The following is a 23,082-nucleotide window of genomic DNA, read 5'->3' on the forward strand; positions in this document are numbered from 1 at the left end:
GCGCCCCGCACACTGTTTCCGGCCCGTTGACCCGGGGCCCGCCGGCTGCGCAGAATCGCCGCACCCCCACCGGTCGGCGAGGAGGCCTCGTGCGCTACCGCCACCGCACCACCGTCGTCATCGCCCTCGGCCTGGTCCTGCTGACCGACGTGCTGCGGGTCTTCCTGCCGTCGGTCATCACCATCTTCGGGCAGGCGGCGTCCACTCCGGCCGAGCTGCTCGGGGCGTTCGCGCTCGGCTGGTTCGTGCTCGCCCTGGCCGTGCCGCCGCTGCTGCGCCGGGTCGGTGCCCGGCCCGTGGCCCTCGTCGCCGCGGTCGTGCTGGCCGGTGCCCGGCTCGCCGTCACCGGCTTCCCCGGCGGGCGGGCGCAGCTCTGGCTCGCCACCGCCGGCCTGGTCGCCGGGCTCTGCTGGCTCACCGCCGAGGCCGCCGGGTCGAACCGGCCGGTACCCGGGCTGGCGCTCGGCCTGGCCGCCGCCGCGGTCCTGCACACCGTCTCCGACACCTACCGCTCGCCCTGGCTGGGCGGCGCGGAGGTCTGGGTGCTGGGCGTCGTGCTGGCCGCGCTCTTCCTGGCCGGACAGGCGCTGCCCGCCCCGCCCGCCGGCGCCGGCGGTGCCCGTGCCTGGCTGCTGGCCGGGCCGGCGCTGCTGCTCGCCGGCATGGTGGCGCTCTCCCCGGCGGTGGCCCGCACGGCGATGTCGTACCAGTTCGGCCTGCTGGGGTCGTCGCCCGCGCAGGGCTCGGGAGTGGCCGTCGCGCCGCTGTTCGGGCCGCTGCCGGTCGCGGTGGCGGTCGGTGGGTTCCTGCTCGCCGCGTTGACGCCGCCGCGCCGGCCGGCCGGGCGGTGGATCGGCCCGGTGGCCCTGCTCGCCGGGGCCGTGCTGGTGGCCCTGGGGCGGGGCGAGCTGCTGCTGCCGGCCGTCCTGCTCACCGCGGTCGGCCTCGGTGCCTGCCTGGCCCGCTGCGACACCGCCGAGGAGCAAGAACCCCTCGGCCCAGCTGGCGACGGCGAGGCGGGCGGATCCCACCGGGCGGCGGGCCGCCGGGGGTATGCCGTCGTCGGCGGGATGCTGGTCTTCGCCGTCGCGGCGGTGCTCTACTACGCCGCCTACGACCTCGGCTACCCCAACGGATGGGTGCCGGTGGCCGTGGCCGTCCTGACGGCTGCCGTCGCGCTGTCCGCCGGGCCTGTGCCGGCGCGTATCGCGCCTGTGCCGGCGCGTACCGTGCCGTCGCTGCCCCCGGTGCGGACCGCCGCGTGCGCCACGGCGCTGGCGCTGGTCGCCGCGCTGACCGCCGACCAGACGCTGGTGGCCGGCAACCGCGAGGGGCCGCCGGCGACGGTGCGGGTGGCGGCGTACAACATCCGGATGGGCTTCGGCATCGAGGGCCGGTTCGATCCGGACGCCCTGGCCCGGGCCGTCGGCCGGGCCGACGTGGTGGTGCTGAGCGAGGTGGACCGGGGTTGGCTGCTCAACGGCGGCCACGACACCCTCGACCTGCTGGCCGAGCGGCTGGACATGCCGTACGTCTTCGCGCCGGCGGCCGACCCGCTCTGGGGCGACGCGGTGCTGAGCCGGTGGCCGTTGGCGGCGGCGCGCACCCGCCGGCTGCCGGCGGTGGGCGCGCCGACCGGGGCGCAGGGGCTCGGCGTCACCGTCGACCTCGGTGCCGACGTACGCCTGGCGGTGGTGGCCACCCACCTGCAACCGCCGCCCGGGCGGGAGCCGGTGGTCCAGGCCCGCGCGGTGGCCTCGTTCGCCCTCGGGTACGCCGCCGGCCGCCCCCTGGTGGTGGCCGGCGACATGAACACCGAACCCGGCGCTCCCGGCTTCGCGGAGTTCACCCGCGCCGGCCTGGTGGACGCGCTGGCGGCGGCCCGGCCGTTGCCGACCAGCCCGGCCGACGAGCCGCGCGACCAGATCGACCACGTCCTCGTCTCGCCCGGCCTCACCGGCGCCGACGCCGTCGCGCCGCGCGGCACCGCCAGCGACCACCTGCCGGTCGCGGTGACCCTGACCCTGCCGCCCGCCTGACCGGGACAGAGCACCCGCCGGTCTCAGAGCCGGTCGGCGGCGACCAGCCGGTCGGCGGCGAAGGCGAGCAGCCAGCCGCCGCCCTTCGGGGTGGTGAAGTCGTCGGTCCGCCCGGTCAGCCGCTCCAGCGCGCCCGGGATCACCTTGCCCTGGCTGCACACCGCGACCGGTTCGCCGGCCGCGGCCAGCTCCGCCAGCCGGCCGGCGGTCGCCAGCGCGCACTCGTCGCCGAGCTGGCCCGGCTGCGGCTCGTCCAGGTCGCCGTCCACCTCGATCGGCAGGTCGAGCAGGGCGGCCGCCGGGTCGAGGGTCTGCACGCAGCGGCGCGCCGAGGCGGACAGCAGCCGGGTGGGGCGGATCAGCGCCACCAGCGGTGCCAGCCGCTCGGCCTGGGCCCGGCCGGTCACGTCCAGCGGGCGCCCGTCGTCCGGGCCGGACCAGGTGGCGCGCTTGCCGGCGCGGGCGTGCCGGACCAGCGCGATCGTGCCGGTGACCCGGGGCAGCGCGGCGAACGCGGCCAGCACCTCCGCGTCGTGCGGATAGCTGACCAGCCGGATCGCGTCGTCGGCGGCGAGCCAGCGCACGTCGTCGACCTCGGTGCCGGGCTGGAAGCCGCCCTCGCCCACCGCCCGCATCGACCAGTAGTCCACCGTCTTCGGCCGACCCTCGCTGCGGTAGCGCACGGTGGGGAGCCGGACCTGCGGCACGGCCTGTACGTCGGTTTCCTCGGCCACCTCGCGGACGGCGGCCAGCAGCGGGTGTTCGCCGGGCTCCAGCTTGCCCTTCGGCAGCGACCAGTCGCCGTAGCGGGGCCGGTGCACCAGGCAGACCTGGAGGCCACCGTCGGCGTCCGGCTGCCAGGCGACTCCACCGGCCGCCCGGATGTCGACCGGTTGCTCCTGCGCCATCTGATCACCCTACGTCCGGGCGACCCGCCGTACGGGCCGCTCAGCTTCGTCCAGCGGCACAGCGCCGCGGCGCCCGGACCTGTCACGACGGGCGATGGCGGTCGCCGTCCCGGTCAGCCGGCGGTGCCGCCCACCCGGCGCAGCAGCAGCTCCTGCAGGTCCGTCAGCGGCTCCTCCGGGGTGCCGGCGCGGCGGGTCCAGGCGCCGTCGCCGGCCAGCTCGAACGAGTCCACCTCGGGGCTGAACGCGGCGGTCAGCACGTGGTCGAGTTCCGCCCGGGCGACCGGGTCGCTGACCTGCACCAGGGCCTCCACCCGCCGGTCCAGGTTGCGGTGCATCAGGTCGGCCGAGCCCATCCAGAACTCGGCGTCGCCGTTGTTGCCGAACCGGAAGATCCGCGAGTGCTCCAGGAACCGGCCGAGGATCGAGCGGACCCGGATGTTGTCCGACAGCCCCGGCACCCCCGGCCGCAGCGTGCACATGCCCCGGATCAGCAGGTCGACGTGGACGCCGGCCCGGGACGCCCGGTAGAGCGCGTCGGTGATCTCCTCGTCGACCAGCGCGTTCACCTTGAACTGCACCAGCGCGGGCATGCCGAGGCGGACGTGGTCGATCTCCCGCTCGATCCGCTCGATCAGGCCGCTGCGGATGCCCTGCGGCGCCACCAGCAGCCGCCGGTACGCGGTCTGCCGGCTGTAGCCGGTGAGCACGTTGAACAGGTCGGTCAGGTCGGCGCCGATCTCCGGGTCGGCGGTGAGCACCCCGAAGTCCTCGTAGAGCCGGGCGGTCTTCGGGTGGTAGTTGCCGGTGCCGATGTGGCAGTAGCGGCGGATCTGGTTGCCCTCCTGGCGGACCACCAGGGCGGTCTTGCAGTGCGTCTTGAGCCCGACCAGGCCGTAGACGACGTGGCAGCCGGCCCGTTCCAGGGTGCGCGCCCAGCCGATGTTGGCCACCTCGTCGAAGCGCGCCTTCACCTCCACCAGCACCACCACCTGCTTGCCGGCGGCGGCCGCGTCGACCAGCGCGTCGACGATGGGGGAGTCGCCGCTGGTGCGGTAGAGGGTCTGCTTGATGGCGAGCACGTTCGGGTCGGCGGCGGCCTGCTCGATGAAGCGCTGCACGCTGGTGGCGAACGAGTGGTACGGGTGGTGCACCAGCACGTCCCCGTCCCGCAGCGTGGCGAAGACGCTGCGCGGCACCTCGCCCTCGGCGAGCCGGGGGTGGGTGGCCGGCACGAACGGCGGGTCCTTCAGGTCGGGGCGGTCGGCTTCGCCGTAGAGCTGCCAGAGCGCCGAGAGGTCCAGCAGCCCGGGTACCCGGAGCACGTCGTGCCCGTCCATGTCCAGTTCCCGGACGAGCAGCTCCAGCATGTGGTCGGAGATGCTGGCCGCGACCTCCAGGCGTACCGGCGGGCCGAAGCGGCGCCGGGCCAGCTCCCGCTCCAGCGCCTGGAGCAGGTCCTCGTCGCGGTCCTCGTCGACCTCCACCTCGGCGTTGCGGGTGACCCGGAACAGGTGGCACTCGACCACCTGCATGCCGGAGAAGAGCTGGCCCAGGTGCACCGAGATGAGTTCCTCGACCGGCAGCATCCGCAGCCCGGGCTGTTCCCGGGCGACCCGGACGAAGCGCGGCACGTTGTTGGGCACCTTCACCCGGGCGAACAGCTCGGAGCCGCCGTCCGGGTCGCGGACCGCCACCGCCAGGTTCAGCGACCGGCCGGAGATGTACGGGAACGGGTGCGCCGGGTCGACGGCGAGCGGGGTGAGCACCGGGAAGATGTGCTCGCGGAAGTAGGTGCGCAGCCGTTCCCGCTCGGGGTCGTCCAGCTCCGCCCAGCGCAGGATGCGGACGTCCTCGGCGGCCAGTTTGGGCAGCACGTCCTCGACGAAGCAGGAGGCGTGCCGGCCGACCAGTTCGGCGGTCTTCTCGGTGATCAGTTCCAGCTGGGCGCGCAGCGGCAGCCGGTCGCCGCCGCGTACCGGCAGGCCGGCGGAGAGGCGGCGCTTCAGCCCGGCCACCCGCACCATGAAGAACTCGTCGAGGTTGCTGGCGAAGATGGCCAGGAACTTGGCCCGCTCCAGCAGCGGGGTGCGCGGGTCCTCGGCGAGCGCCAGCACCCGGGCGTTGAAGTCCAGCCAGGAGAGCTCCCGGTTGAGGAACCGGTCCTCGGGCAGCGGCGCGACGGCCGGCGGCTCGCCGTCCGGACCGGTCGGCGGGGTGGGCCGGTCGCCCGGGTCGAGCACCTCGTCCAGCCCGGCGGAGGCCCCCGCGGCGCTGGCGCCGGGGGAGTCGGGCGTGGTGGCGACGGTCTCCTCGGGAGCGCGGGTGCCGCCGCGGCGGCGGGCGCCGTTGCGGGGGCCGGTCGGGTCGGCGGCGTGGGGCGGGCGGGCGGGGTGCTCGCGAGGGGTGCTCACCCGCTCATAATCACCCGATCCCGGTTAACGCAAAATGAACTCGGGCGGGTCGGCTCAGGCCATCGTCGGCAATGTCACCCGGACGACCTCGCCGTCCGGACCGAGGTCCACCCGCAGCCGCTGCCCGAGGCGGAGCAGCCGCAGCCCGGAGGCGTCGAAGGCGGGCGCCGGGAAGGCCAGCTCGGTGCCGTCGTCCAGGAGCAGCACGCCGGTGCGGGTCTGCGCGTCGAAGGTCGCCACCGTGCCCTGCATGCCAGCACCGTACCCCGACCCGCTCTCCCCTGGGCGCGCGGCGAGCGCGGCGGTGCGCGGCCCCAGCCCGAGGCGCCGCGCCGCCGCCAGGTCGGCGGCGGTGTCCACGTCGCGGCGCAGTGAGGGCCACGGCCCGGCCAGGGGCAGCGCCCCGCTCGCGGCGTGCGCCGCCGCCGAGCCGACCCCGAACCGGGGCGCCAGCGGCACGCCGGGCGGTGTGGTGAGCAGCACGGTGCCGCTGCCCGGGGCGTCGGCGACGAAGCGGCGTACCGCCGGGTCGTCGGCGGCGGCCCGCAGCGCCGCCGCCAGCTCCGCCGGACGCAGCGCCGGCAGGTCGGCGGTGAGCCCCGCCACCCAGGCGTCCGCGGCGGCGGCTGCGGCGCCGTGCCGGAACGCGGCGTTCAGCCCGGCCTCCGGCTCGTCCGGCACGATCCGGGTGCCGGCCGCGCCCAGCAGCGCCGCGGCCCGCTCGTCGCCGGTGACCACCAGGACCTCGGCGACCGCGGGGCAGGCCCGCACCGCGCGGACCGTGTCGGCCGCCAGGGCCAGTGCCAGCTCCTCGTGGGGTACGGCCGGCAGCGCGCCCCGCAGCCGGCTCTTCGCCGCGCCCAGGCGCTTCACCGGCACCACCACGGTCCACCTCGGCTGACCCACGCGACAATCCTGCCAGCGTCGACGGTGGTACCCGCACTGGCCGTACCCGGGGCGAGCAGGCATGATTTCCGCTGCGGGCCGCACCGGTGGGTGCGGCGCGCGGGGTTGGGGCGACGAGGAGGCAGGGTGACACGGCGCAGGCTGGGTTTCTGGCAACGTTTCGCCGTGGCGCTGGTCAAGCCCGTGATGCTGGTCTGGACCCGGCGTACCTGGCGCGGCGCTGAGCAGTTGGGCCGCGACGGCGGCATCATCATCGTGCCCAACCATCTGTCGCACGCCGACCCGCTGGTCTCGGCGCACTTCATCTACGACGCCGGGCGCTGGCCGCAGTACCTCGGCAAGGCCAGCGTCTTCCGGGTGCCGGTGATCGGGTGGATCCTGCACCGCTGCCGGCAGATCCCGGTGGAACGCGGCACCGCCGACGCGGTCAAGTCGCTGGACCAGCTGATCGCCGCGCTCGACGCCGGCGGCGCGGTGGTGATCTACCCGGAGGGCACCACCACCCGCGAGCCGGAGCTGTGGCCGATGAAGGGCAAGACCGGGGCGGCCCGGCTGGCGCTGGCCACCGGCGCGCCGGTGATCCCGCTGGCGATGTGGGGCCCGGAGAAGCTGTTCGACCCGCGGACCACCCGCTTCGGCCTGCGCCCCCGCACCCCGGTGACCGTGGTCGCCGGCGAGCCGGTCGACCTGAGCCGGTGGGCGGGCGCCACCCCGAGCCGGGTGGTGCTGGAAGAGATGACCGACGAGATCATGTTGAGCCTGCGCGACATGCTCGCCGACATCCGGGGTGGCACGCCGCCCCCGCTGTGGGAACGTCCCGCCCGTCCGCGTACTCCCGAGGTGACCGAATGAGCGAGCGGATCGACCAGCTCAGTGTGGTGGCGCCGCGCGCCGCCGATCGTGTGGAGGCGAGGGCATGAGCGGCCACGTGGCGGTGCTGGGGGCCGGGTCCTGGGGGACCGCCTTCGCCAAGATCCTCGCCGACGCCGGCCGGGACGTGACGATCTGGGCCCGGCGGGAGTCGGTCGCCGACGCGATCCGGGTCCACCGGCGCAACCCGGACTACCTGCCCGACCTGCGGCTGCCCGAGCGGGTCACCGCGACCGGCGAGGCGGCCAAGGCGATCTCCGGCGCCGAGCTGGTGGTGCTCTCGGTGCCGTCGCAGACGCTGCGCGGCAACCTCGCCGACTGGGCCGGCCACCTCGCCCCGGACTCGACCCTGGTTTCCCTGATGAAGGGCATCGAGCTGGGCACCACCCGGCGGATGAGCGAGGTGATCGTCGAGACCGCCGGGGTCAGCCCGGACCGGGTGGTGGTGGTCTCCGGCCCCAATCTGGCCCCCGAGATCGCCGCCGAGCAGCCCGCCGCGACCGTGGTCGCCGGCACCGACGCCCGCCGCGCCGCGCTGGTGCAGTCCTCCATCCGGACGCCGTACTTCCGCCCGTACACCAACGACGACGTGATCGGCTGCGAGCTGGGCGGGGCGGTCAAGAACGTGATCGCCCTGGCGTACGGAATCGCCACCGCGATGGGCTTCGGCGACAACACCCGGGCGATGCTGATGACCCGCGGGCTCGCCGAGACCGCCCGGCTGGGCGTCGCGCTCGGCGCCGACCCGATCACCTTCGCCGGCCTCGCCGGCATGGGTGACCTGGTCGCCTCCTGCTCCTCGCCGCTGGCTCGCAACCGCACCTTCGGCGAGCACCTCGGCCGGGGGGAGACGCTGGAGCAGGCGCAGGCGGCGACCCGGCAGACCGCCGAGGGCGTGAAGAGCTGCCTGGCCATCCGGGACCTGGCCCGGGCGCACGGGGTGGAGATGCCGATCACCGAGCAGATCGAGCGGATCTGCCACGAGGGCATGGACCCCCGGCTCGCCGTGGACGCCCTGATGAGCCGCACCGCCAAGCCCGAGTCGTACGAGTGAGCGCCGCCGAGCCGCAGTGGCGGGACGGCACCCGCTGCGTCCGGGCCGGGCTGCCGGAGCCGGTGCCCGGCGACCCCTTCCTGCCCGGGCCGGTCTTCGCCGCGCCGTACCACCTCGACCCGTGGGAGGGGCCGGCCGCCGCGGCGAACGGCTACGGCCGGCCGGACAACCCCACCCGACGGCTGCTGGAGTCGGCCATCGGCGAGTTGGAGGGGGGCGACTGCCGGGTCTTCGCCAGCGGTCAGGCCGCCATCACCGGGCTGCTGCTGGCCGTGCTGCGGCCCGGGGACACCGTGCTCCTCCCCGCCGACGGGTACTTCCCGGTGCGCGCCTTCGCCACCGCCACCCTGGAGGGGATGGGGGTACGGGTCCGGTTCGTGCCGACCGTCGGGCCGTACCCGTCGTTCGAGGGCGTCCGGCTGCTGATGCTGGAGACCCCGGCGAACCCCGGCCTGGACGTGGTCGACGTCGCCGCGCTCGCGCGGGAGGCGCACGCCGCCGGCACCCTGCTGGTGGTCGACAACACCACCGCCACCCCGCTCGGGCAGCGCCCGCTGGACCTCGGCGCCGACCTGGTGGTCGCCTCCGGCACGAAGGCGCTGACCGGGCACTCCGACCTGCTGCTGGGCTACGTGGCGACCCGCTCGGCGGAGCTGCTGGAGACGCTGACCGCCTGGCGCACCACCACCGGCGCGGTGCCCGGGGCCTTCGACGCCTGGCTGGCGCACCGGTCGCTGGGCACCCTCGACCTGCGGCTGGCCCGGCAGTCCGCCAACGCGGCGGCGGTGGCCGAGCTGCTCGCCGGGCGCGCCGACGTGACCGGCCTGCGCTGGCCCGGGCGGCCGGAGGACCCGGCGTACCCGGTGGCCTCGGCGCAGATGCGGCGGATGCCCGGCGTGGTCTCCTTCGACCTCGGCGACGCCGACCGGGTGAGCCGGTTCGTCGAGGCCGCCCGACTGGTCGCCGCCGCGACCTCCTTCGGCGGCCTGCACACCACCGCCGACCGGCGGGCGCAGTGGGGCGACGACACCGCGCCGGGCTTCGTCCGGCTCTCCTGCGGGGTGGAGGACACCGCCGACCTGGTCGCCGACATCGCCGCCGCGCTGGACGCCGCCGGGCCGGTCCGTCCGCTATCGTGATCCCGGCCCGCGTGGGCCCCGACCCGAGGAGGTGAGTCCGATCCGCCAGTCAGCAGGAACGGCGCTCCCCTCCGAGTCCCCGTCGCACCGCTAGGCGACGGCCGGGAGCGCCGACGAGCGTTCCCGAAAGGCATCCCATGGCACCGACCGCGTTTTTCGTCGACCGTCCCGCCCTCGTCTCGCGGCTGCGCGCCGCCGGCTGCGTCTACGCCGAGGACGAGGCGGAACTGCTCCTCGCCGCCGCCGACTCCGCCGAGACGCTGACCGCGCTCGCCGACCGCCGGGTCGCCGGCGTTCCCCTGGAACACCTGCTCGGCTGGGCCGAGTTCTGCGGGCTGCGGGTCGCCGTCGACCCCGGCGTCTTCGTGCCGCGCGGCCGTACCGCCCTGCTGGTGGAGGCCGCGGCCGCGGTCGTCGGGCCGGCGCCGGCGGTGGTCGACCTCTGCTGCGGCTCTGGCGGCACCACGCTCGCCCTCGCCGGGCGCCTCGCCCCGCGCTGGCTCGCCGCCGTCGACGTGGACCCGGCCGCGGTGGCCTGCGCCCGGCGCAACCTCGCCGGCCGCGACGTGCCGGTGCTCACCGGCGACCTGTACGACCCGCTCCCGCCGGCCTGGCGGGGGCGCCTCGACCTGGTGGTGGCCAACGCCCCGTACGTGCCGACGGAGGCGGTGGCGCTGCTGCCGGCCGAGGCGCGGCTGCACGAGGCGCCGGTGGCGCTGGACGGCGGGGCGGACGGGCTGGCCGTGCTGCGCCGGGTGGCCGCCGGGGCGGTGGACTGGCTGGCGCCCGGTGGTCACCTGGTGGTGGAGGTCAGCGAAACCCAGGCGGATGCCCTCTGCGCGGCGATGAGCGCGCTGGGGCTGGTGCCGACGGTGGTGCGGGAGCCGGAGTGGGACGCCACCGCGGTCACCGCCCGCCGGCCGGACTGACCGGCGGGCCGCCGGATCGGCGGGCGTGCTGGCCGTTCGCGGCATGGCGGGAGCGAAAGGCGGGAACTAGCCTCGTTCCAAGGTCGGGCGGGAGGCGGTGGCAGCGTGGACGTGCCGGTGGTGGTCGGTCTGGACAACGGTGGCACGAGCGACAACGCCACCGTGCTCACCCTGGACGGCCGGTTCCTGGTCGACGGGCTGCTGGAGATCCCCAGCGAGGTCCAGGCCGGCCCGGAGGCGGCGATCGAGGCGCTGGCCCGCGCGCTGGACGGCGTCCTGGCGCACACCGGCGTGCCCCGCGAGCTGGTGCGGGCGGTCGGGCTGGACACGCCGGGGCCGGCCAGCGCCACCGGCGTCATCTCCTCGCGCGGGTCGACCAACTTCGCCCAGCCGGCCTGGCACGGGTACGACGTGCGCGGCGCGCTGGAGCGGCGGCTCGGCCTGCCGGTGGTCTACCACAACGACGGCAACGCGGCCGCGCTCTACGCCCACCACGTCCACTTCGGAGCGGAGGCGATGGTCCGGTCCTCGGTGTCGGCGATCGTCGGCACCGGGCTCGGCGGCGGCGTGGTGGAGAACGGTCGGGTGGTCACCGGCGCGGCCGGGATGGCCGGCGAGTTCGGGCACGTGCACATCCCGCTGACCGGGCTGCTCGCTCCCGGCCAGCCGGAGCCGACCTGCGCCTGCGGCTTCGTCGGGGACGCCGAGAGCATCGCCTCGCTGACCGGGATCCGGCGCAGCCTGCTGCCGTTCTGGCTGGGGCGCCACCCCGACCACCCGCTCGCCGCCGAGCCGGCCGACCGGGCCGCCAAGCTGCTGCGGGGGTACGCCGAGCGCGGCGACGAACTGGCCCGGGAGGTCTTCGCCCAGCAGGCGGCGGCGCTCGGCCGGCTGTTCACCATCGCGGCCAACTTCACCGACCCGCACGCGTACTTCGTCGGGGGTGGGGTGGTGGAGGCGGCGCCGGAGTTCCGGGAGTGGTTCCTGGCCACCGTGCGGGAGAACACGGTGCTCCGCGCCGAGCAGGCGGCGGTGGCCATCTTCGCCCTGGTGCCCGACCGCGACATGGCCGGCGCGCGCGGCGTGGCCATCGCCGCGTTGGAGGCGCTGCGCGCCGTTCCCGCTCCCCAGCCCACCCTGGCCGCCTGACCCGCCCCGGCGGCCCACCGGGTTGGCCACGGAGTTCGCGTCCCGGATCGGGCCACCCGGGACGCGAACCTCGTGACCAACCCGATGGGTGGGGCCGGGGGTCAGGGGCGGGGTGGGGCGGTGGCGAAGGCGGCCCAGGCGGCCGGGGGGAAGAGCAGCACCGGGCCGGCCGGGTCCTTCGAGTCGCGGACCGCGACCAGGTCCGGCACGGTCGCCAGCTCCACGCAGGCGCCCTGGTCCCCGCTGTATGTGCTCTTGCGCCAGCTGGCCGTCGCCAGCGCCGCGCTGATCGTCGGTGTCATGGTCCTACCGTCCCTTCAACAGTTGCAGGAGCTGGTCGCGGCTGTCCGTCGGGCTGAGCGCGACGGTCCGCAGGTGTTCCATGATCTTGGTGCAGGTACGCAGGTCGCCCGGCCGGTCGAGGACCATCTGCCCGGCGACCGTCTCCACCGAGGCGATGATCGGGTCCTCGGGGTCGGCGAACTCGAGGATGTGCAGCGAGCCGCGGGTGCCCCGGTGGTAGCCCGCCGCCAGCGGGATGACCTGCACCGTGACGTTGGGCAGCTCGGCCATCTTGAGCAGGTGCTGCAGCTGCCGCTCCATCACCGAGCGGTCACCGACCGGGCGCAGCAGCGCGCCCTCGTCGATGATCGCGTCGAAGATGGGCGGGTCCTCGGCGGTGATCCGCTGCTGCCGGTCCAGCCGTAGCTGCACCCGCTGCTCGACCTGGTCGTCGCCGAGGGTGTGCGGCCCGCCGCGCATCACGCCCCGGATGTAGTCCGCGGTCTGCAACAGGCCGGGCACCACCGAGGGCTCGAAGTTGGCGATGCCGGTCGCCTCCGCCTCCAGGGCGATGAAGTCGATGGTGCGTTTGTCCAGCAGGTGCGAGTACGGCACCCACCAGCCGGGCTTGCGGGTGTCCTTGGCCAGCTGCACCGCCGCCGCGATGTCGTCGGACCCGACGCCGTAGAGGCTGAGCAGCGCGCGCACGGTGGCCGGGCTGACGAGCGTCTGGGCGTTCTCGTAGCGGGACAGGGTGCTGCGGGTGCTGTTGATCTCGTCGGCGGCGCCCTCGAGGGTCAGGCCGGCGGCCTCGCGGTGGGTGCGCAGGGCGATGCCCAGCCGGCGGGCTCGGGCGGTCTTCGGAGCCATACGTCGATGGTGACATATCTTTCCGGGAACGTGTGCATGAGAGAACGTCGATGAGAGTTGCATTCACGCGTGTCCACCTGTCAATCTGTGATGGCGTCCTCACCAACGGTTGTCGTGGCGACGGCGGTGGTGAGCGACCGGAGGGGATGGGGCGCGTGGCGATCGGGTTTACTCCCCCGTACCCGATCGCCACGTGCCACCGCCACCGTCCATCGGGGAGGGACCGCGGGATGAGGCTGACCGGATGGCAGGGCGAGCGGCGATGACCCGTTTCCTCGTGGTGCTCACGGACGTCCGCCCCGTCGAGGGCGAGGTCCGGGACGAGCGACGGGACCCCGAGCGGCGCCGCCAGGTGGTCGGCGCGAGCAGCCGGGAGGCCGCCGACCGGATCGCCGGGGCGTTCATGGCGCTGGGCATGGTGCGCGCCGGGCGGCAGCGGGTGAAGGTCATCGCCGTCGGCCGCCGGCACGGCGCCGTCAGCGTCGGAGGCGACTGAGCCGACTACGCACCGTATCGGTACGGGTGACCGTTTGCGAGGGAGGTACGCGTCCTCCTGGGTATCGCCTTCGGCGCGCCGCCACCCACAGTAAGGTCGACCGGGTGAGCGCCGCTGGCGGCTCCGCAGTCGCGTACCGAGAGGTGACCCAGTGACCACCCCAGGCAAGACCCGCGTGGCGATCGTCTTCGGCGGTCGCAGCCCCGAGCACGGCATCTCCTGCGTCAGCGCCGGCAGCGTGCTCGGCGCGCTGGACCCCGACGAGTTCGAGGTGGTGCCGGTCGGCATCACCCGCCAGGGGCAGTGGGTGCTGGCCAGCGGTGACCCGGCCCGGCTCGCCATCAGCGACCGCAAGTTGCCGGAGATCACCGCCGGCTCCGGTGCCGAGGTGGTGCTCCGCGCCGACCCGACCGCTGGTGGCCTGATGGTGCTCGACCCGACCGAGGGTCCCCGGGCGCTCGCCGACGTGGACGTGGTCTTCCCGGTGCTGCACGGCGCGTACGGCGAGGACGGCACCATCCAGGGCATGCTGGAGATGGCCGACATCCCGTACGTCGGGGCGAACGTCTTCGCCTCCGCCGCCGCGATGGACAAGGAGTTCACCAAGAAGCTCTGCGCCGCCGAGGGCATCCCGGTCGGCCCGTACGCGGTGCTGCGCAACGGGATGACGCTCAGCGAGCAGGACAAGCAGCGCCTCGGCCTGCCGGTCTTCGTCAAGCCGTCCCGGGCCGGTTCGTCGTTCGGCATCACCAAGGTCGACGACTGGGCGCAGCTCGACGCGGCGGTCGCCACCGCCCGCGAGATCGACACCAAGGTGCTGGTCGAGGGCGCGATCGCCGGCCGGGAGATCGAGTGCGGCGTGCTGGAGGGCGAGGCCGGCGGCGCGCCCGAGGCGTCCGTGCTGGCCGAGGTGCGGGTGGTCTCCGGCCACGACTGGTACGACTTCGAGGCCAAGTACATCGACGACGCCTGCGAGTACGACATCCCCGCCGGGCTGCCGGACGAGGTGACCCGGCAGGTGCGCGAGTACGCCACCCGGGCCTTCACCGCGCTGGACTGCTCCGGCCTGGCCCGGGTCGACTTCTTCGTCACCCCGGAACTGGACGTCTACCTCAACGAGATCAACACGATGCCGGGCTTCACCCCGACGTCGATGTTCCCCCGGATGTGGGCGGCCTCCGGCCTGGAGTACCCCAAGCTGGTCAACCGCCTCATCCGCACCGCCCTGCACCGCCACGCCGGCCCCCGCTGACCCGCGCATCCCGGTCAAGATCCGCCCACTTGCACGGAAAGAGTGGCCATCCGCGCCCGAATGGCCACTCTTTCGCAGAAAGTGCACCCGAGTCCGGGCGTGCGCCCGGGGCGCGGGGGATGGGGCAGGGGGTCAGCCGGTGCAGCCGGCGGGGGTGTCGCCGGCGGAGGGGACCGAGGCGACCACGGCGTCGGCGAGCGGAGCGATCCACTGCAACGGCTGCTCGTACGCGCGGGGGACGATCACCCGGACCGCGGTCTCCCGGTCGACGGTGGTGAGCACGGTCGCGTCGGCCTCCTCGGCCGCGTACCAGCAGACCTTGTTGATCCGCCAGACGTCGCCGGTGGCCGGGACGGCCGGCTCGGCGCCGCCGCAGGCCACGGTGAGCGCCGGGTCGCCGTACGCGGCGTTCTGCTCGGCGCCGGCGGTCACCGGTCGCTGGGCCAGGTCCCGCACCGACGGCGGGAGCTGCGACATCAGTGCCCGGCAGACGGTGGCCGGCCGGGTGGCCAGCGCCGGGGCGGCCATCTCGACCGGCGTGGTGGACTGCGGGCGGGCGCTGGTGGCGGTGGGGCTGGGCGCGGCGGCCGGGGTGTCCGGTGCCAGCTTGGCGAAGGTGAACCCGGCCACGGCGACCGTCACCGGCACCGCGATCAGGGTGGCGACCAGCGCCGCCCGGCGGGTCGACCGGTCCCAGCCCGGCTTGCGGGCGGCGGTCGGCGCGGCCGGCTTGCGGCTGGCGGTCTGCTCGGCGCCGGCGGTCGGGGAGGAAGTCATCTCGTCCACTTACAGGCGCACCACCGAACACGTGAGGGTGCGGGTGATGCCGGGCACCATCTGCACCTTGCTGACGATGAGTTTGCCGAGCTCGTCGACGGTGTTCGCCTCGGTGAGCACCACCACGTCGTACGGCCCGGTGACGGCGTCGACCCGCACCACGCCGGCAAGGTCCGCGATCAGCCCGGCCACGTCACGCGCCCGGCCGACCTCGGTCTGGATGAGGATGTACGCCTGTACCACGACTCGACCTCCGTCCGTCGCCGCCCGTGGGCGGCCCGAAGGGTGAAAGTACCTTACGGAGCAGGCGTGATCCCTATCGGTGGTCGAGGGGAAGCAGTGAGCGAGCGCGGCGAGGGAGTGGCATGAGTGTCGGAGGTGTCGGGGAGTTCGGCCTGATCGACCGGGTGACCGCGCGGCTGACGTACGGATCGGGCTGCCTGCTCGGTCCGGGCGACGACGGCGCGGTGGTGGCCGCCCCGGACGCGCGGGTGGTCGCGTCGACGGACGTGCTGGTCGAGGGGCGGCACTTCCGGCGGGACTGGTCCGGCGCGCGGGACGTCGGCCACCGGGCGGCGGCGGCCAACCTGGCCGACATCGCCGCCATGGGGGCCACCCCGACCGCGCTGCTGGTCGCGCTCTGCATGCCGGCGGACCTGGAGACGGCCTGGGCGGAGGAGTTGGCCGACGGGCTGGCCGCGGAGGCGGCCAAGGTGGGGGCGAGCGTGGTGGGCGGGGACATGTCCGCCAGCCCGACCCTGACCATCGCCGTCACCGCCCTCGGCGACCTGGGCGGCCGGGCGCCCGTGGTGCGCTCCGGGGCGCGGCCCGGGGACGTGGTGGCGGTGGCCGGGCGCAGCGGCTGGGCGGCGGCCGGGCTGACCGTGCTCTCCCGCGGGTTCCGCACGCCCCGGCTGCTGGTCGAGGCGTACCGGCGGCCGGAGGTGCCGTACACCGCCGGCCCGCACGCGGCCCGGCTCGGCGCCACCGCCATGATCGACATCTCGGACGGGCTGCTGGCCGACCTGGGGCACGTGGCGAAGGCCAGCGGGGTCGGCCTCGACGTGCACCGGGACGCCTTCGAGGTGCCCCGGCAGATGCGCGACGCCGCGCAGGCGCTCGGCGTCGACCCGTACTCGTGGATCCTCGGCGGGGGTGACGACCACGCGCTGGCCGCGACCTTCCCCCGCTCGGTGGCCCTGCCCGACGAGTGGCGGCCGGTCGGCCGGGTGGTGGAGGGCACCGGCGTCACCGTCGACGGTGAGAAGTACGACGGTCGGGGCGGCTGGGACCACTTCCGGTAAGGGGTGGTCGTACCCTTCACCCGTGAGTGAGATCGAGATTGGCGCGCTGGCCTTCGATTCGCCGGTGGCGCGGTCGCTGATCCGCGCGGCCCTGGCCGACCTGGGCCAGCGGTACGGCGGCAGCGGCGACGAGACGCCGGTCGACGCGGCCGAGTTCGTCCCACCGCAGGGCGCCTTCCTGGTCGCGTACCTCGACGGCGAACCGGTCGGCTGCGGCGGCTGGCGCAGCCACGGCGACGACACCGCCGAGCTGAAGCGGATGTACACCGCCCCGACCGCCCGGGGCCGCGGGGTGGCCCGCGCCGTGCTGGCCGCCGTCGAGGAGTCCGCGCGCTACCACGGGCGCAAGCGGATGGTCCTGGAGTGCGGCGACAAGCAGCCCGAGGCGATCGCCATGTACACCTCGGCCGGGTACGAGCGGATCCCCAACTTCGGCTTCTACGCCGACGCGCCGGGCTGCCTCTCCTTCGGCCGTACCCTCTGACCCGGCCCGGCCGGGTCGGTCTCAGCCGACGCTGATCTCCACCAGCCCCGCCGCGTGCCGGGCGGCCCGGGTCGCCTCGGCGGGGTCGTCGCCCCAGGTCAGCACCAGACCGCTGCGCCGGGCCGAGGAGACCACCTCGCCGAGGGTGTCGCCGACCGCGACGTCCACCTGTGCGCTGAGCACCCCGGGCGCCCGCAGCGCGGCGCGCACGCCCGTCACGGCGGTCACCGTCCCGGGCGGGGCGAGCAGGAACTCCACCGCCGCCGCGCCCGCCGGCCTCGCCGGCAGCGCGGGCCGTTCGCCGCGCAGCAGCCGCAGGTACGCGGGGATGAACCCGCAGTCGTACGCGACCGAGACCAGCGCGGCGATCATGTCACCGGGCAGTCGGGCGGCGCACTCCACCAGGGTCGGCACCCCGTCGGCGAGGATCCACTCGCTGTGCAGCACCCCGGTGCGGAACCCGGCCGCCGCCGCCAGCCGGGTGGCGACCTCGACCAGCTCGGCCCGGGCGGCCGCGGGCAGGGCGGACGGCACGGTGTGACCGGTCTCGACCGGTCGGGGGCCGGGCAGCACCCGCTTGTCGGTGACGTTGGCGAAGCACACCTCGCCGTCGGCGACCAGCAGCTCGACGCTGTGCTCCGGGCCGACGACCAGCTGCTCGACCAGCACCTCGGTGGGCAGGCCCCGGTCGGTGGCCTCGGGCGGCTCCTCCGGCTCGGCGGTGGTCGCCCAGGCCGAGGCGATCGCCGCCGGTTCGGTGATCAGCTGCACGCCCAGGCTGCCGGAGCGCCGGGTCGGCTTCAGCACGCACCGGCCGCCGAAGCGCTCCGCGAAGGCCGCCGCCCGCTCGGGCGTGTCGACCAGCTCGTACGCCGGGTTGGGCAGCCCGGCCCCGGCCGCGACCTGCCGCATCCGGTGCTTGTCGGCGAAGACCTCGGCGGCCTCCGGGCCGGCGCCGGGCAGGCCGAGCCGGTCGGCCAAACGGGCGGCGGCCGGGACGGCGTACTCGATGCCGGGGACCACCAGCCGCGCGGCGGCCAGCCCCGGTTCCCGGGCCAGCAGCGCGTCGACGTCCAGCCCGGTCTGGTACTCGGCGGGCACCACCCGCGAGACGACGGGCAGGTCGGCCGCGAGCGCCGCGACGTCCCGGCGGTGGATGACGTCGGGCTCCTCGACCAGCACGACGGCGCCGGGCGGGAGTTGCTCGTCGAGCCAGCGCAGCATGCCGAGCGCCGCGCCGATGAAGATCAGCTCGTCGCGGCCCAGGTCCAGGTCCACCGGTCGGTCCTCCGTACGGCGTCGGTGCGCCGAGGCCGGAGACCGGTCGGTCAGGCGGCGCAGGCAGACCGTAGCCGGGCGCCCGGGGCGGGTCGAGAGAGTCGTCGGGGACCGGTCACCGGTGCGGCGATCGACCCCGGACACGACAGAACCGGCGGACCGTCACGGCCCGCCGGTGCTGGCGAATGTTCGAGCTGGAGGCGTTACCGCGTCAGGCGCGGGTGACCTTGCCGGCCTTGATGCACGAGGTGCAGACCTGCATCTTCTTGGTGTTACCGCCACCGGCCGGGGTACGCACCGACTGGATGTTCGGGTTCCAGCGGCGGTTGGTCCGCCGGTGCGAGTGGGACACGTTGTGGCCGAAGCCCGGTCCCTTGCCACAGACGTCGCACACGCTAGCCACGGGATACTCCTGGGATTGATACGTTCATGAGGTCGCCGGCAGGCGCTGCCCGGGCAACCTGGCCAGGTTACCCGATGACCGGGGTGTCGGACCAACCGCCCCGGACGGACCGGCTGGGTGTGAAGCGGGCCACCGGCACGGCGGGCGGGAGAGACACGCCGTGGCGGGCCGTCCGGCCCGGGCGGGTGTCGGTGCGCGACAGTAGGCTTCTGGCCGTGCTTGACACCCTCGACGCCGCCGCGGTGCGCCGCTGGTGCGCGGGTGGGCTCACCGCGTTGCGGCGCCACCAGGGCGAGATCGACGAGCTCAACGTCTACCCCGTCCCCGACGGCGACACCGGCACCAACATGGTGCTCACCCTCACCTCCGCCCAGCAGGCGCTGGCGATGGACCTCGACACTCTCCCGGGGGACGGGCCCACCGCGCACGGGCACGCGCTGCGGCTGATGGCCCGCGGGGCGCTGCTCGGCGCCCGGGGCAACTCCGGGGTGATCGTTTCGCAGATCCTGCGCGGCCTGGCCGACGCGCTCGCCCCCGTCCCGGCCGTGGCCGGCCGGGAGCTGGCCGTCGCGCTGCGCGCCGCCGCCGACGCGGCCTACGCGGCCGTCGCCCGCCCGGTGGAGGGGACACTGCTCACCGTGGTGGCGGCCGCCGCGACGGCCGCCGAGCAGGCCGACAGCGACGACCTGCGCACGGTGGCCCGGGCGGCGGCGGGCGAGGCCGCCCGCGCCCTGGCCCGCACCCCGGAGCAGCTGCCCGAGCTGGCCCGGGCCGGCGTCGTCGACGCCGGCGGCCGGGGGCTCTGCCTGCTGCTCGACGCGCTGGTCGAGGTGGTCACCGGAGAGAGCCCACCCCGGCCGGCGCCGGTGACCCGGGCGGTCCGCCCGCCGCTCACCACCGTCCGCGAGGCCGGCTCCGACGAGTACGCGTACGAGGTGCAGTTCCTGCTCGACGCCGACCACGATGCGGTGGCCCGGATGCGCGCCGAGCTGGCCGGGCTGGGCGACTCGCTGGTGGTGGTCGGCGATGGCGCCTCACCGGCGGCCTCCACCACCTGGAACGTGCACGTGCACGTCAACGACGTCGGCGCCGCGGTCGAGGCGGGCGTGGTCGCCGGCCGGCCGTACCGGATCTCGGTGACCCGCTTCGCCGACCAGACCGCGCCGGCGCCCCGGCCCGGCCCGTCCGCCGACGGCCGGGCGGCCGTGGTGGTCGCGGCCGGCGCGGGCATCGCGGAGCTCTTCGCCGGCGAGGGCGCCACGGTCGTGCCGGGCAACCCGTCCACCGGCGAGCTGCTGGACGCGATCCGCGCCACCGACGCGGCCCGCGTGGTGGTGCTCCCCAACGACCCGAACACCCAGGCCGTGGCGAGCGCCGCCGCGAAGGAGGCGCACCGGCTGGGCATCAAGGTCAGCGTGGTGCCGACCCGCTCGCCGGTGCAGGCGCTGGCCGCGCTCGCGGTGCGCGACCCCCGGCGACGCTTCGAGGACGACGTGATCGCGATGGCCGAGGCCGCCGGCGCCTGCCGGTACGCCGAGGTCTGCCACGCCAGCCGGGAGGCGCTCACCGTGGCCGGCCCCTGCCGCCCCGGCGACGTGCTGGCGCTGGTGGAGGGGGAGGTGCACCTGATCGGCGCCGACCTGGTCGACACCTGCGCCGCGGTGGTCGACCGGATGCTGGGCGGCGGTGGTGAGCTGGTCACCCTGCTCACCGGCGCGGACGCCCCGGACGGTCTCGCCGACGCGGTGCGCGCGCACGTCGGCCGGCGCTGGCCGTTCGTCGAGGTGCAGGCGTACCCGGGCGGCCAGCCGCACTATCCGCTCCTGGTGGGGGTCGAATGACGTCCGAGCAGTCCACGGTGGACACGCCGCTGAAGAAGCTGGTCGGGGAGAAGACGGCCAAGGCCCTGGCCAGCCACCTCGACCTGCACACCGCAGGCGACCTGGTCTACCACTTCCCCCGCCGGTACGACGAGCGCGGCGAGCACACCGACATCCGCTCCCTCGACGTGGGTGAGCAGGTCACCGTGCTGGCCCAGGTGCAGCGCACGGCGGTGCGGCCGATGCGCCAGCGTCGGGGCAACCTGCTGGAGGTGACCGTCGGCGACGGCTCCGGCGGGGTGCTCACCCTGACCTTCTTCGGCAACCAGGCGTGGCGAGAGCGGGAGCTGCGCCCCGGGCGCTGGGGGCTCTTCGCCGGCAAGGTCACCGAGTTCCGGGGCAAGCGGCAGCTCAACGGCCCGGAATACCAGCTCCTCGGGGATTCGACCGACGGCGAGGCGGCGGCGAGCGAGGAGATCGAGGAGTTCGCCGGCGCGCTGATCCCGGTCTACCCGGCCGCCGCGGCCGTACCGACCTGGGTGATCGCCCGCTGCGTCCGGGTGGTGCTGGACACCTTCACCCCGCCGGAGGACCCGCTGCCGGCGACCGTGCGGGCCGGGCGCAACCTGGTCGGCATCGGCACCGCGCTGCGGGAGATCCACCGCCCCTCCAGCAAGGAGGAGCTGTACCGGGCACGCCGCCGGCTCAAGTGGGACGAGGCGTTCGCCGTCCAGCTCACCCTGGTGCAGCGCAAGCACCGGGCGGCGTCCTGGCCGGCCCGGCCCCGCCCGCCGAAGCCCGGCGGGCTGCTCGACGCGTTCGACGCCCGGCTGCCGTACGAGCTGACCCCCGGCCAGCGCGACGTCGGCGTCGAGATCACCGCCGACCTGGCCACCCCGCACCCCATGCACCGGCTGTTGCAGGGCGAGGTGGGTTCGGGCAAGACGGTAGTGGCGCTGCGGGCCATGCTCCAGGTGGTCGACGCCGGGGGGCAGGCGGCGCTGCTCGCCCCGACCGAGGTGCTCGCCGCGCAGCATTACCGGGGCATGCTCGACCTCCTCGGGCCGCTGGCCATGGCCGGTGAGCTGGGCGGGGCCGACGACGCCACCCGGGTGGAGCTGGTCACCGGTTCGCTCGGGGCGGCGGCCCGGCGGCGGGCGTTGACCGAGGTCGCCGAGGGGCGGGCCGGCATCGTGCTCGGCACCCACGCCCTGCTCTACGAGGGGGTGGACTTCGCCGACCTGGGCCTGGTGGTCGTCGACGAGCAGCACCGGTTCGGCGTCGAGCAGCGCGACGCGCTGCGGTCCAAGGCCGATCAGCCGCCGCACGTGCTGGTGATGACCGCGACCCCGATCCCGCGCACGGTGGCGATGACGGTCTACGGCGACCTGGAGACCTCCACCCTGTCCCAGCTGCCGCAGGGCCGCTCGCCGATCGCCTCGCACGTGGTGCCGGCGGCGGAGAAGCCGGCCTTCCTGGACCGGGCCTGGCGCCGGCTGCGCGAGGAGGTCACCGCCGGCCACCAGGCGTACGTGGTGTGCCCGCGCATCGGCGAAGGGCCGGCGAGCGAGGAAGAGCCGCCGCGGGAGGACGACAACGGGCGGCGGCCCCCGCTGGCCGTGACGGAGGTGGCGCCGCTGCTCGCCGAGGGACCGCTGCACGGGCTGCGGATCGGTGTCCTGCACGGGAAGCTGCCCGCCGACGAGAAGGACGCGGTGATGCGTTCCTTCGCCGACGGCAACCTGGACGTGCTGGTCGCCACCACCGTGGTGGAGGTCGGCGTCAACGTGCCGAACGCCACCGTGATGATCGTGCTGGACGCCGACCGGTTCGGCGTCTCCCAGCTGCACCAGCTGCGCGGCCGGGTGGGTCGGGGCACCGCCCCCGGGCTCTGCCTGCTGGTGTCCGAGGCCGCCGAGGGGTCCTCGGCCCGGGAACGCCTCGACGCGGTGGCCTCCACCACGGACGGTTTCAAGCTGGCCGAACTGGACCTGGAACAGCGCCGGGAGGGCGACGTGCTCGGCGCCACCCAGTCGGGGCGCCGCTCGCACCTGCGGCTGCTGTCGCTGCTGCGCGACACCGACCTGATCCGCGACGCCCGCGCCGAGGCGATCACCCTGGTCGAGGAGGACCCGGAGCTGGACCGCCACCCGGCGCTGGCCGCGTCGGTCGCCGCGCTGGTGGACGAGGAACGCGCCGAGTACCTGGAAAAGGGCTGACCGACCGGGCGTCGCGCGTCCCGTGCGGCTACGTCCCGGGCGGCTGCGTCCGGTGCGGCTGCGCGCCGCCCCGGGCGGCTGCGTCTCGTGTGGCTGCGCGCCGCCCCGGCGGGGTGGGCCCGGGCGTTGCCGAATCGTCGGGCTGTCGGTCCGCCCCCCGTGCGAGGCCATGTCACCCCCTGCGCGTCCTTTCGAGCTGATGACGTAGACGATTCACGGCGGCCTGCCTCGCCGCCGCTCCGCGCGCCTCTTGGCGGCCAGCTTCGACCACCCCTGCCGTGCCGTGGGGTTGCTGGTGGACCGGCGGGGTGAGCCGCGCCCCGTGCCATTCCCACGCCGGGCCGGGGGCATCGCCCGCACTCGCCCACGCTGAATCGTTCACGTCATCGGCTCCAAAGGACGCGCAGGGGGTGAGGTGGTCCCGCACGGGCGCGGCAGGCCGCGCGGACCGGGCACCGGTTGCACGCCGCCCGTGCCGTCCGTGCCGCC

At 75.3% G+C, this 23,082-nt stretch carries 20 protein-coding genes and 1 pseudogene; 12 read left to right on the top strand and 9 right to left on the bottom strand.

Going from position 1 to position 23,082, the window contains the following annotated elements:
* The first annotated feature begins 89 nt into the window (after positions 1 to 89).
* Positions 90 to 2,039 carry an endonuclease/exonuclease/phosphatase family protein gene (locus tag ACTWM8_RS07080; protein WP_446213109.1) on the top strand — a complete coding sequence of 650 codons (1,950 nt, stop codon included), beginning with the start codon at positions 90 to 92 and terminating at the stop codon, positions 2,037 to 2,039.
* 23 nt (positions 2,040 to 2,062) lie between these two features.
* Here ACTWM8_RS07080 and ACTWM8_RS07085 read toward each other — a convergent pair whose 3' ends face one another.
* From ACTWM8_RS07085 to cofC, 3 genes and pseudogenes are all read right to left on the bottom strand, one after another.
* Positions 2,063 to 2,947 (bottom strand): NUDIX hydrolase, encoded by an 885-nt coding sequence (locus ACTWM8_RS07085; RefSeq protein ID WP_446213110.1) that lies wholly within the window; start codon positions 2,945 to 2,947, stop codon positions 2,063 to 2,065.
* 113 nt (positions 2,948 to 3,060) lie between these two features.
* Positions 3,061 to 5,361 carry an RNA degradosome polyphosphate kinase gene (locus tag ACTWM8_RS07090; protein WP_446213111.1) on the bottom strand — a complete coding sequence of 767 codons (2,301 nt, stop codon included), beginning with the start codon at positions 5,359 to 5,361 and terminating at the stop codon, positions 3,061 to 3,063.
* Positions 5,362 to 5,655: 294 nt separating this feature from the next.
* Positions 5,656 to 6,267: pseudogene (gene cofC / locus ACTWM8_RS07095) on the bottom strand (2-phospho-L-lactate guanylyltransferase); the annotation flags it as partial.
* Positions 6,268 to 6,393: 126 nt separating this feature from the next.
* On the opposite strand from cofC, the gene ACTWM8_RS07100 reads away from it, so the two are divergent.
* From ACTWM8_RS07100 to ACTWM8_RS07120, 5 genes are all read left to right on the top strand, one after another.
* Positions 6,394 to 7,119, top strand: coding sequence for a lysophospholipid acyltransferase family protein (locus tag ACTWM8_RS07100; RefSeq protein ID WP_446213112.1), 726 nt, complete (start codon positions 6,394 to 6,396; stop codon positions 7,117 to 7,119).
* A gap of 64 nt (positions 7,120 to 7,183) precedes the next feature.
* Entirely contained in the window at positions 7,184 to 8,191 is a 1,008-nt protein-coding gene (locus ACTWM8_RS07105; RefSeq protein WP_088963545.1) for an NAD(P)H-dependent glycerol-3-phosphate dehydrogenase, read from the top strand.
* On the top strand, positions 8,188 to 9,330 hold the full coding sequence (locus tag ACTWM8_RS07110; protein ID WP_446213113.1) for a cystathionine gamma-lyase: 1,143 nt from the start codon (positions 8,188 to 8,190) through the stop codon (positions 9,328 to 9,330). The genes ACTWM8_RS07105 and ACTWM8_RS07110 overlap by 4 nt, the downstream gene beginning before the upstream one ends.
* Before the next feature lie 137 nt (positions 9,331 to 9,467).
* Positions 9,468 to 10,259, top strand: a complete 792-nt coding sequence (locus ACTWM8_RS07115; protein WP_446213114.1) for a putative protein N(5)-glutamine methyltransferase — start codon at positions 9,468 to 9,470, stop codon at positions 10,257 to 10,259.
* A gap of 105 nt (positions 10,260 to 10,364) precedes the next feature.
* A complete protein-coding gene (locus ACTWM8_RS07120) occupies positions 10,365 to 11,408 on the top strand; it encodes an ROK family protein (protein ID WP_446213115.1) in 1,044 nt (347 codons plus the stop codon).
* A 101-nt stretch (positions 11,409 to 11,509) separates the two neighbouring features.
* On the opposite strand, the gene ACTWM8_RS07125 is transcribed toward ACTWM8_RS07120, so the two are convergent.
* Both ACTWM8_RS07125 and ACTWM8_RS07130 read right to left on the bottom strand, forming a co-directional pair.
* Positions 11,510 to 11,710, bottom strand: coding sequence for a DUF397 domain-containing protein (locus ACTWM8_RS07125; protein WP_357616672.1), 201 nt, complete (start codon positions 11,708 to 11,710; stop codon positions 11,510 to 11,512).
* Positions 11,711 to 11,714: 4 nt separating this feature from the next.
* Positions 11,715 to 12,560, bottom strand: coding sequence for a helix-turn-helix domain-containing protein (locus ACTWM8_RS07130; protein WP_446213116.1), 846 nt, complete (start codon positions 12,558 to 12,560; stop codon positions 11,715 to 11,717).
* Positions 12,561 to 12,822: 262 nt separating this feature from the next.
* Between ACTWM8_RS07130 and ACTWM8_RS07135 the strand changes: the two genes are divergently transcribed.
* Both ACTWM8_RS07135 and ACTWM8_RS07140 read left to right on the top strand, forming a co-directional pair.
* On the top strand, positions 12,823 to 13,056 hold the full coding sequence (locus ACTWM8_RS07135) for a hypothetical protein (RefSeq protein ID WP_446213117.1): 234 nt from the start codon (positions 12,823 to 12,825) through the stop codon (positions 13,054 to 13,056).
* A 151-nt stretch (positions 13,057 to 13,207) separates the two neighbouring features.
* Positions 13,208 to 14,308 (top strand): D-alanine--D-alanine ligase family protein, encoded by a 1,101-nt coding sequence (locus tag ACTWM8_RS07140; protein ID WP_446213118.1) that lies wholly within the window; start codon positions 13,208 to 13,210, stop codon positions 14,306 to 14,308.
* A 132-nt stretch (positions 14,309 to 14,440) separates the two neighbouring features.
* Here ACTWM8_RS07140 and ACTWM8_RS07145 read toward each other — a convergent pair whose 3' ends face one another.
* A complete protein-coding gene (locus ACTWM8_RS07145; protein ID WP_446213119.1) occupies positions 14,441 to 15,085 on the bottom strand; it encodes a DUF3515 family protein in 645 nt (214 codons plus the stop codon).
* A 9-nt stretch (positions 15,086 to 15,094) separates the two neighbouring features.
* Positions 15,095 to 15,328 carry an Lrp/AsnC ligand binding domain-containing protein gene (locus ACTWM8_RS07150; RefSeq protein WP_013284547.1) on the bottom strand — a complete coding sequence of 78 codons (234 nt, stop codon included), beginning with the start codon at positions 15,326 to 15,328 and terminating at the stop codon, positions 15,095 to 15,097.
* A 122-nt stretch (positions 15,329 to 15,450) separates the two neighbouring features.
* Between ACTWM8_RS07150 and ACTWM8_RS07155 the strand changes: the two genes are divergently transcribed.
* Together ACTWM8_RS07155 and ACTWM8_RS07160 are read left to right on the top strand one after the other, a co-directional pair.
* Complete coding sequence (locus ACTWM8_RS07155; protein ID WP_446213120.1) at positions 15,451 to 16,389, top strand: thiamine-phosphate kinase; 939 nt, start codon at positions 15,451 to 15,453, stop codon at positions 16,387 to 16,389.
* 22 nt (positions 16,390 to 16,411) lie between these two features.
* On the top strand, positions 16,412 to 16,873 hold the full coding sequence (locus tag ACTWM8_RS07160) for a GNAT family N-acetyltransferase (protein WP_446213121.1): 462 nt from the start codon (positions 16,412 to 16,414) through the stop codon (positions 16,871 to 16,873).
* A 21-nt stretch (positions 16,874 to 16,894) separates the two neighbouring features.
* Here the strand turns inward: ACTWM8_RS07160 and ACTWM8_RS07165 are convergent, their stop codons facing one another.
* Both ACTWM8_RS07165 and rpmB read right to left on the bottom strand, forming a co-directional pair.
* Entirely contained in the window at positions 16,895 to 18,151 is a 1,257-nt protein-coding gene (locus ACTWM8_RS07165; RefSeq protein WP_446213122.1) for an ATP-grasp domain-containing protein, read from the bottom strand.
* A 211-nt stretch (positions 18,152 to 18,362) separates the two neighbouring features.
* Positions 18,363 to 18,554: a 50S ribosomal protein L28 gene (gene rpmB, locus ACTWM8_RS07170; protein ID WP_088963534.1), complete on the bottom strand. Its 192-nt coding sequence runs from the start codon at positions 18,552 to 18,554 to the stop codon at positions 18,363 to 18,365.
* Positions 18,555 to 18,769: 215 nt separating this feature from the next.
* On the opposite strand from rpmB, the gene ACTWM8_RS07175 reads away from it, so the two are divergent.
* Together ACTWM8_RS07175 and recG are read left to right on the top strand one after the other, a co-directional pair.
* The gene (locus ACTWM8_RS07175) at positions 18,770 to 20,395 is read left to right on the top strand and encodes a DAK2 domain-containing protein (RefSeq protein ID WP_446213123.1); all 1,626 of its coding nucleotides are present in this window, start codon (positions 18,770 to 18,772) and stop codon (positions 20,393 to 20,395) included.
* Complete coding sequence (recG, locus tag ACTWM8_RS07180) at positions 20,392 to 22,593, top strand: ATP-dependent DNA helicase RecG (protein ID WP_446213124.1); 2,202 nt, start codon at positions 20,392 to 20,394, stop codon at positions 22,591 to 22,593. Before ACTWM8_RS07175 ends, recG begins: the two co-directional genes overlap by 4 nt.
* The last annotated feature ends 489 nt before the right edge of the window (positions 22,594 to 23,082 follow it).

The sequence above is a fragment of the Micromonospora sp. IBSANI012 genome (assembly GCF_052814045.1).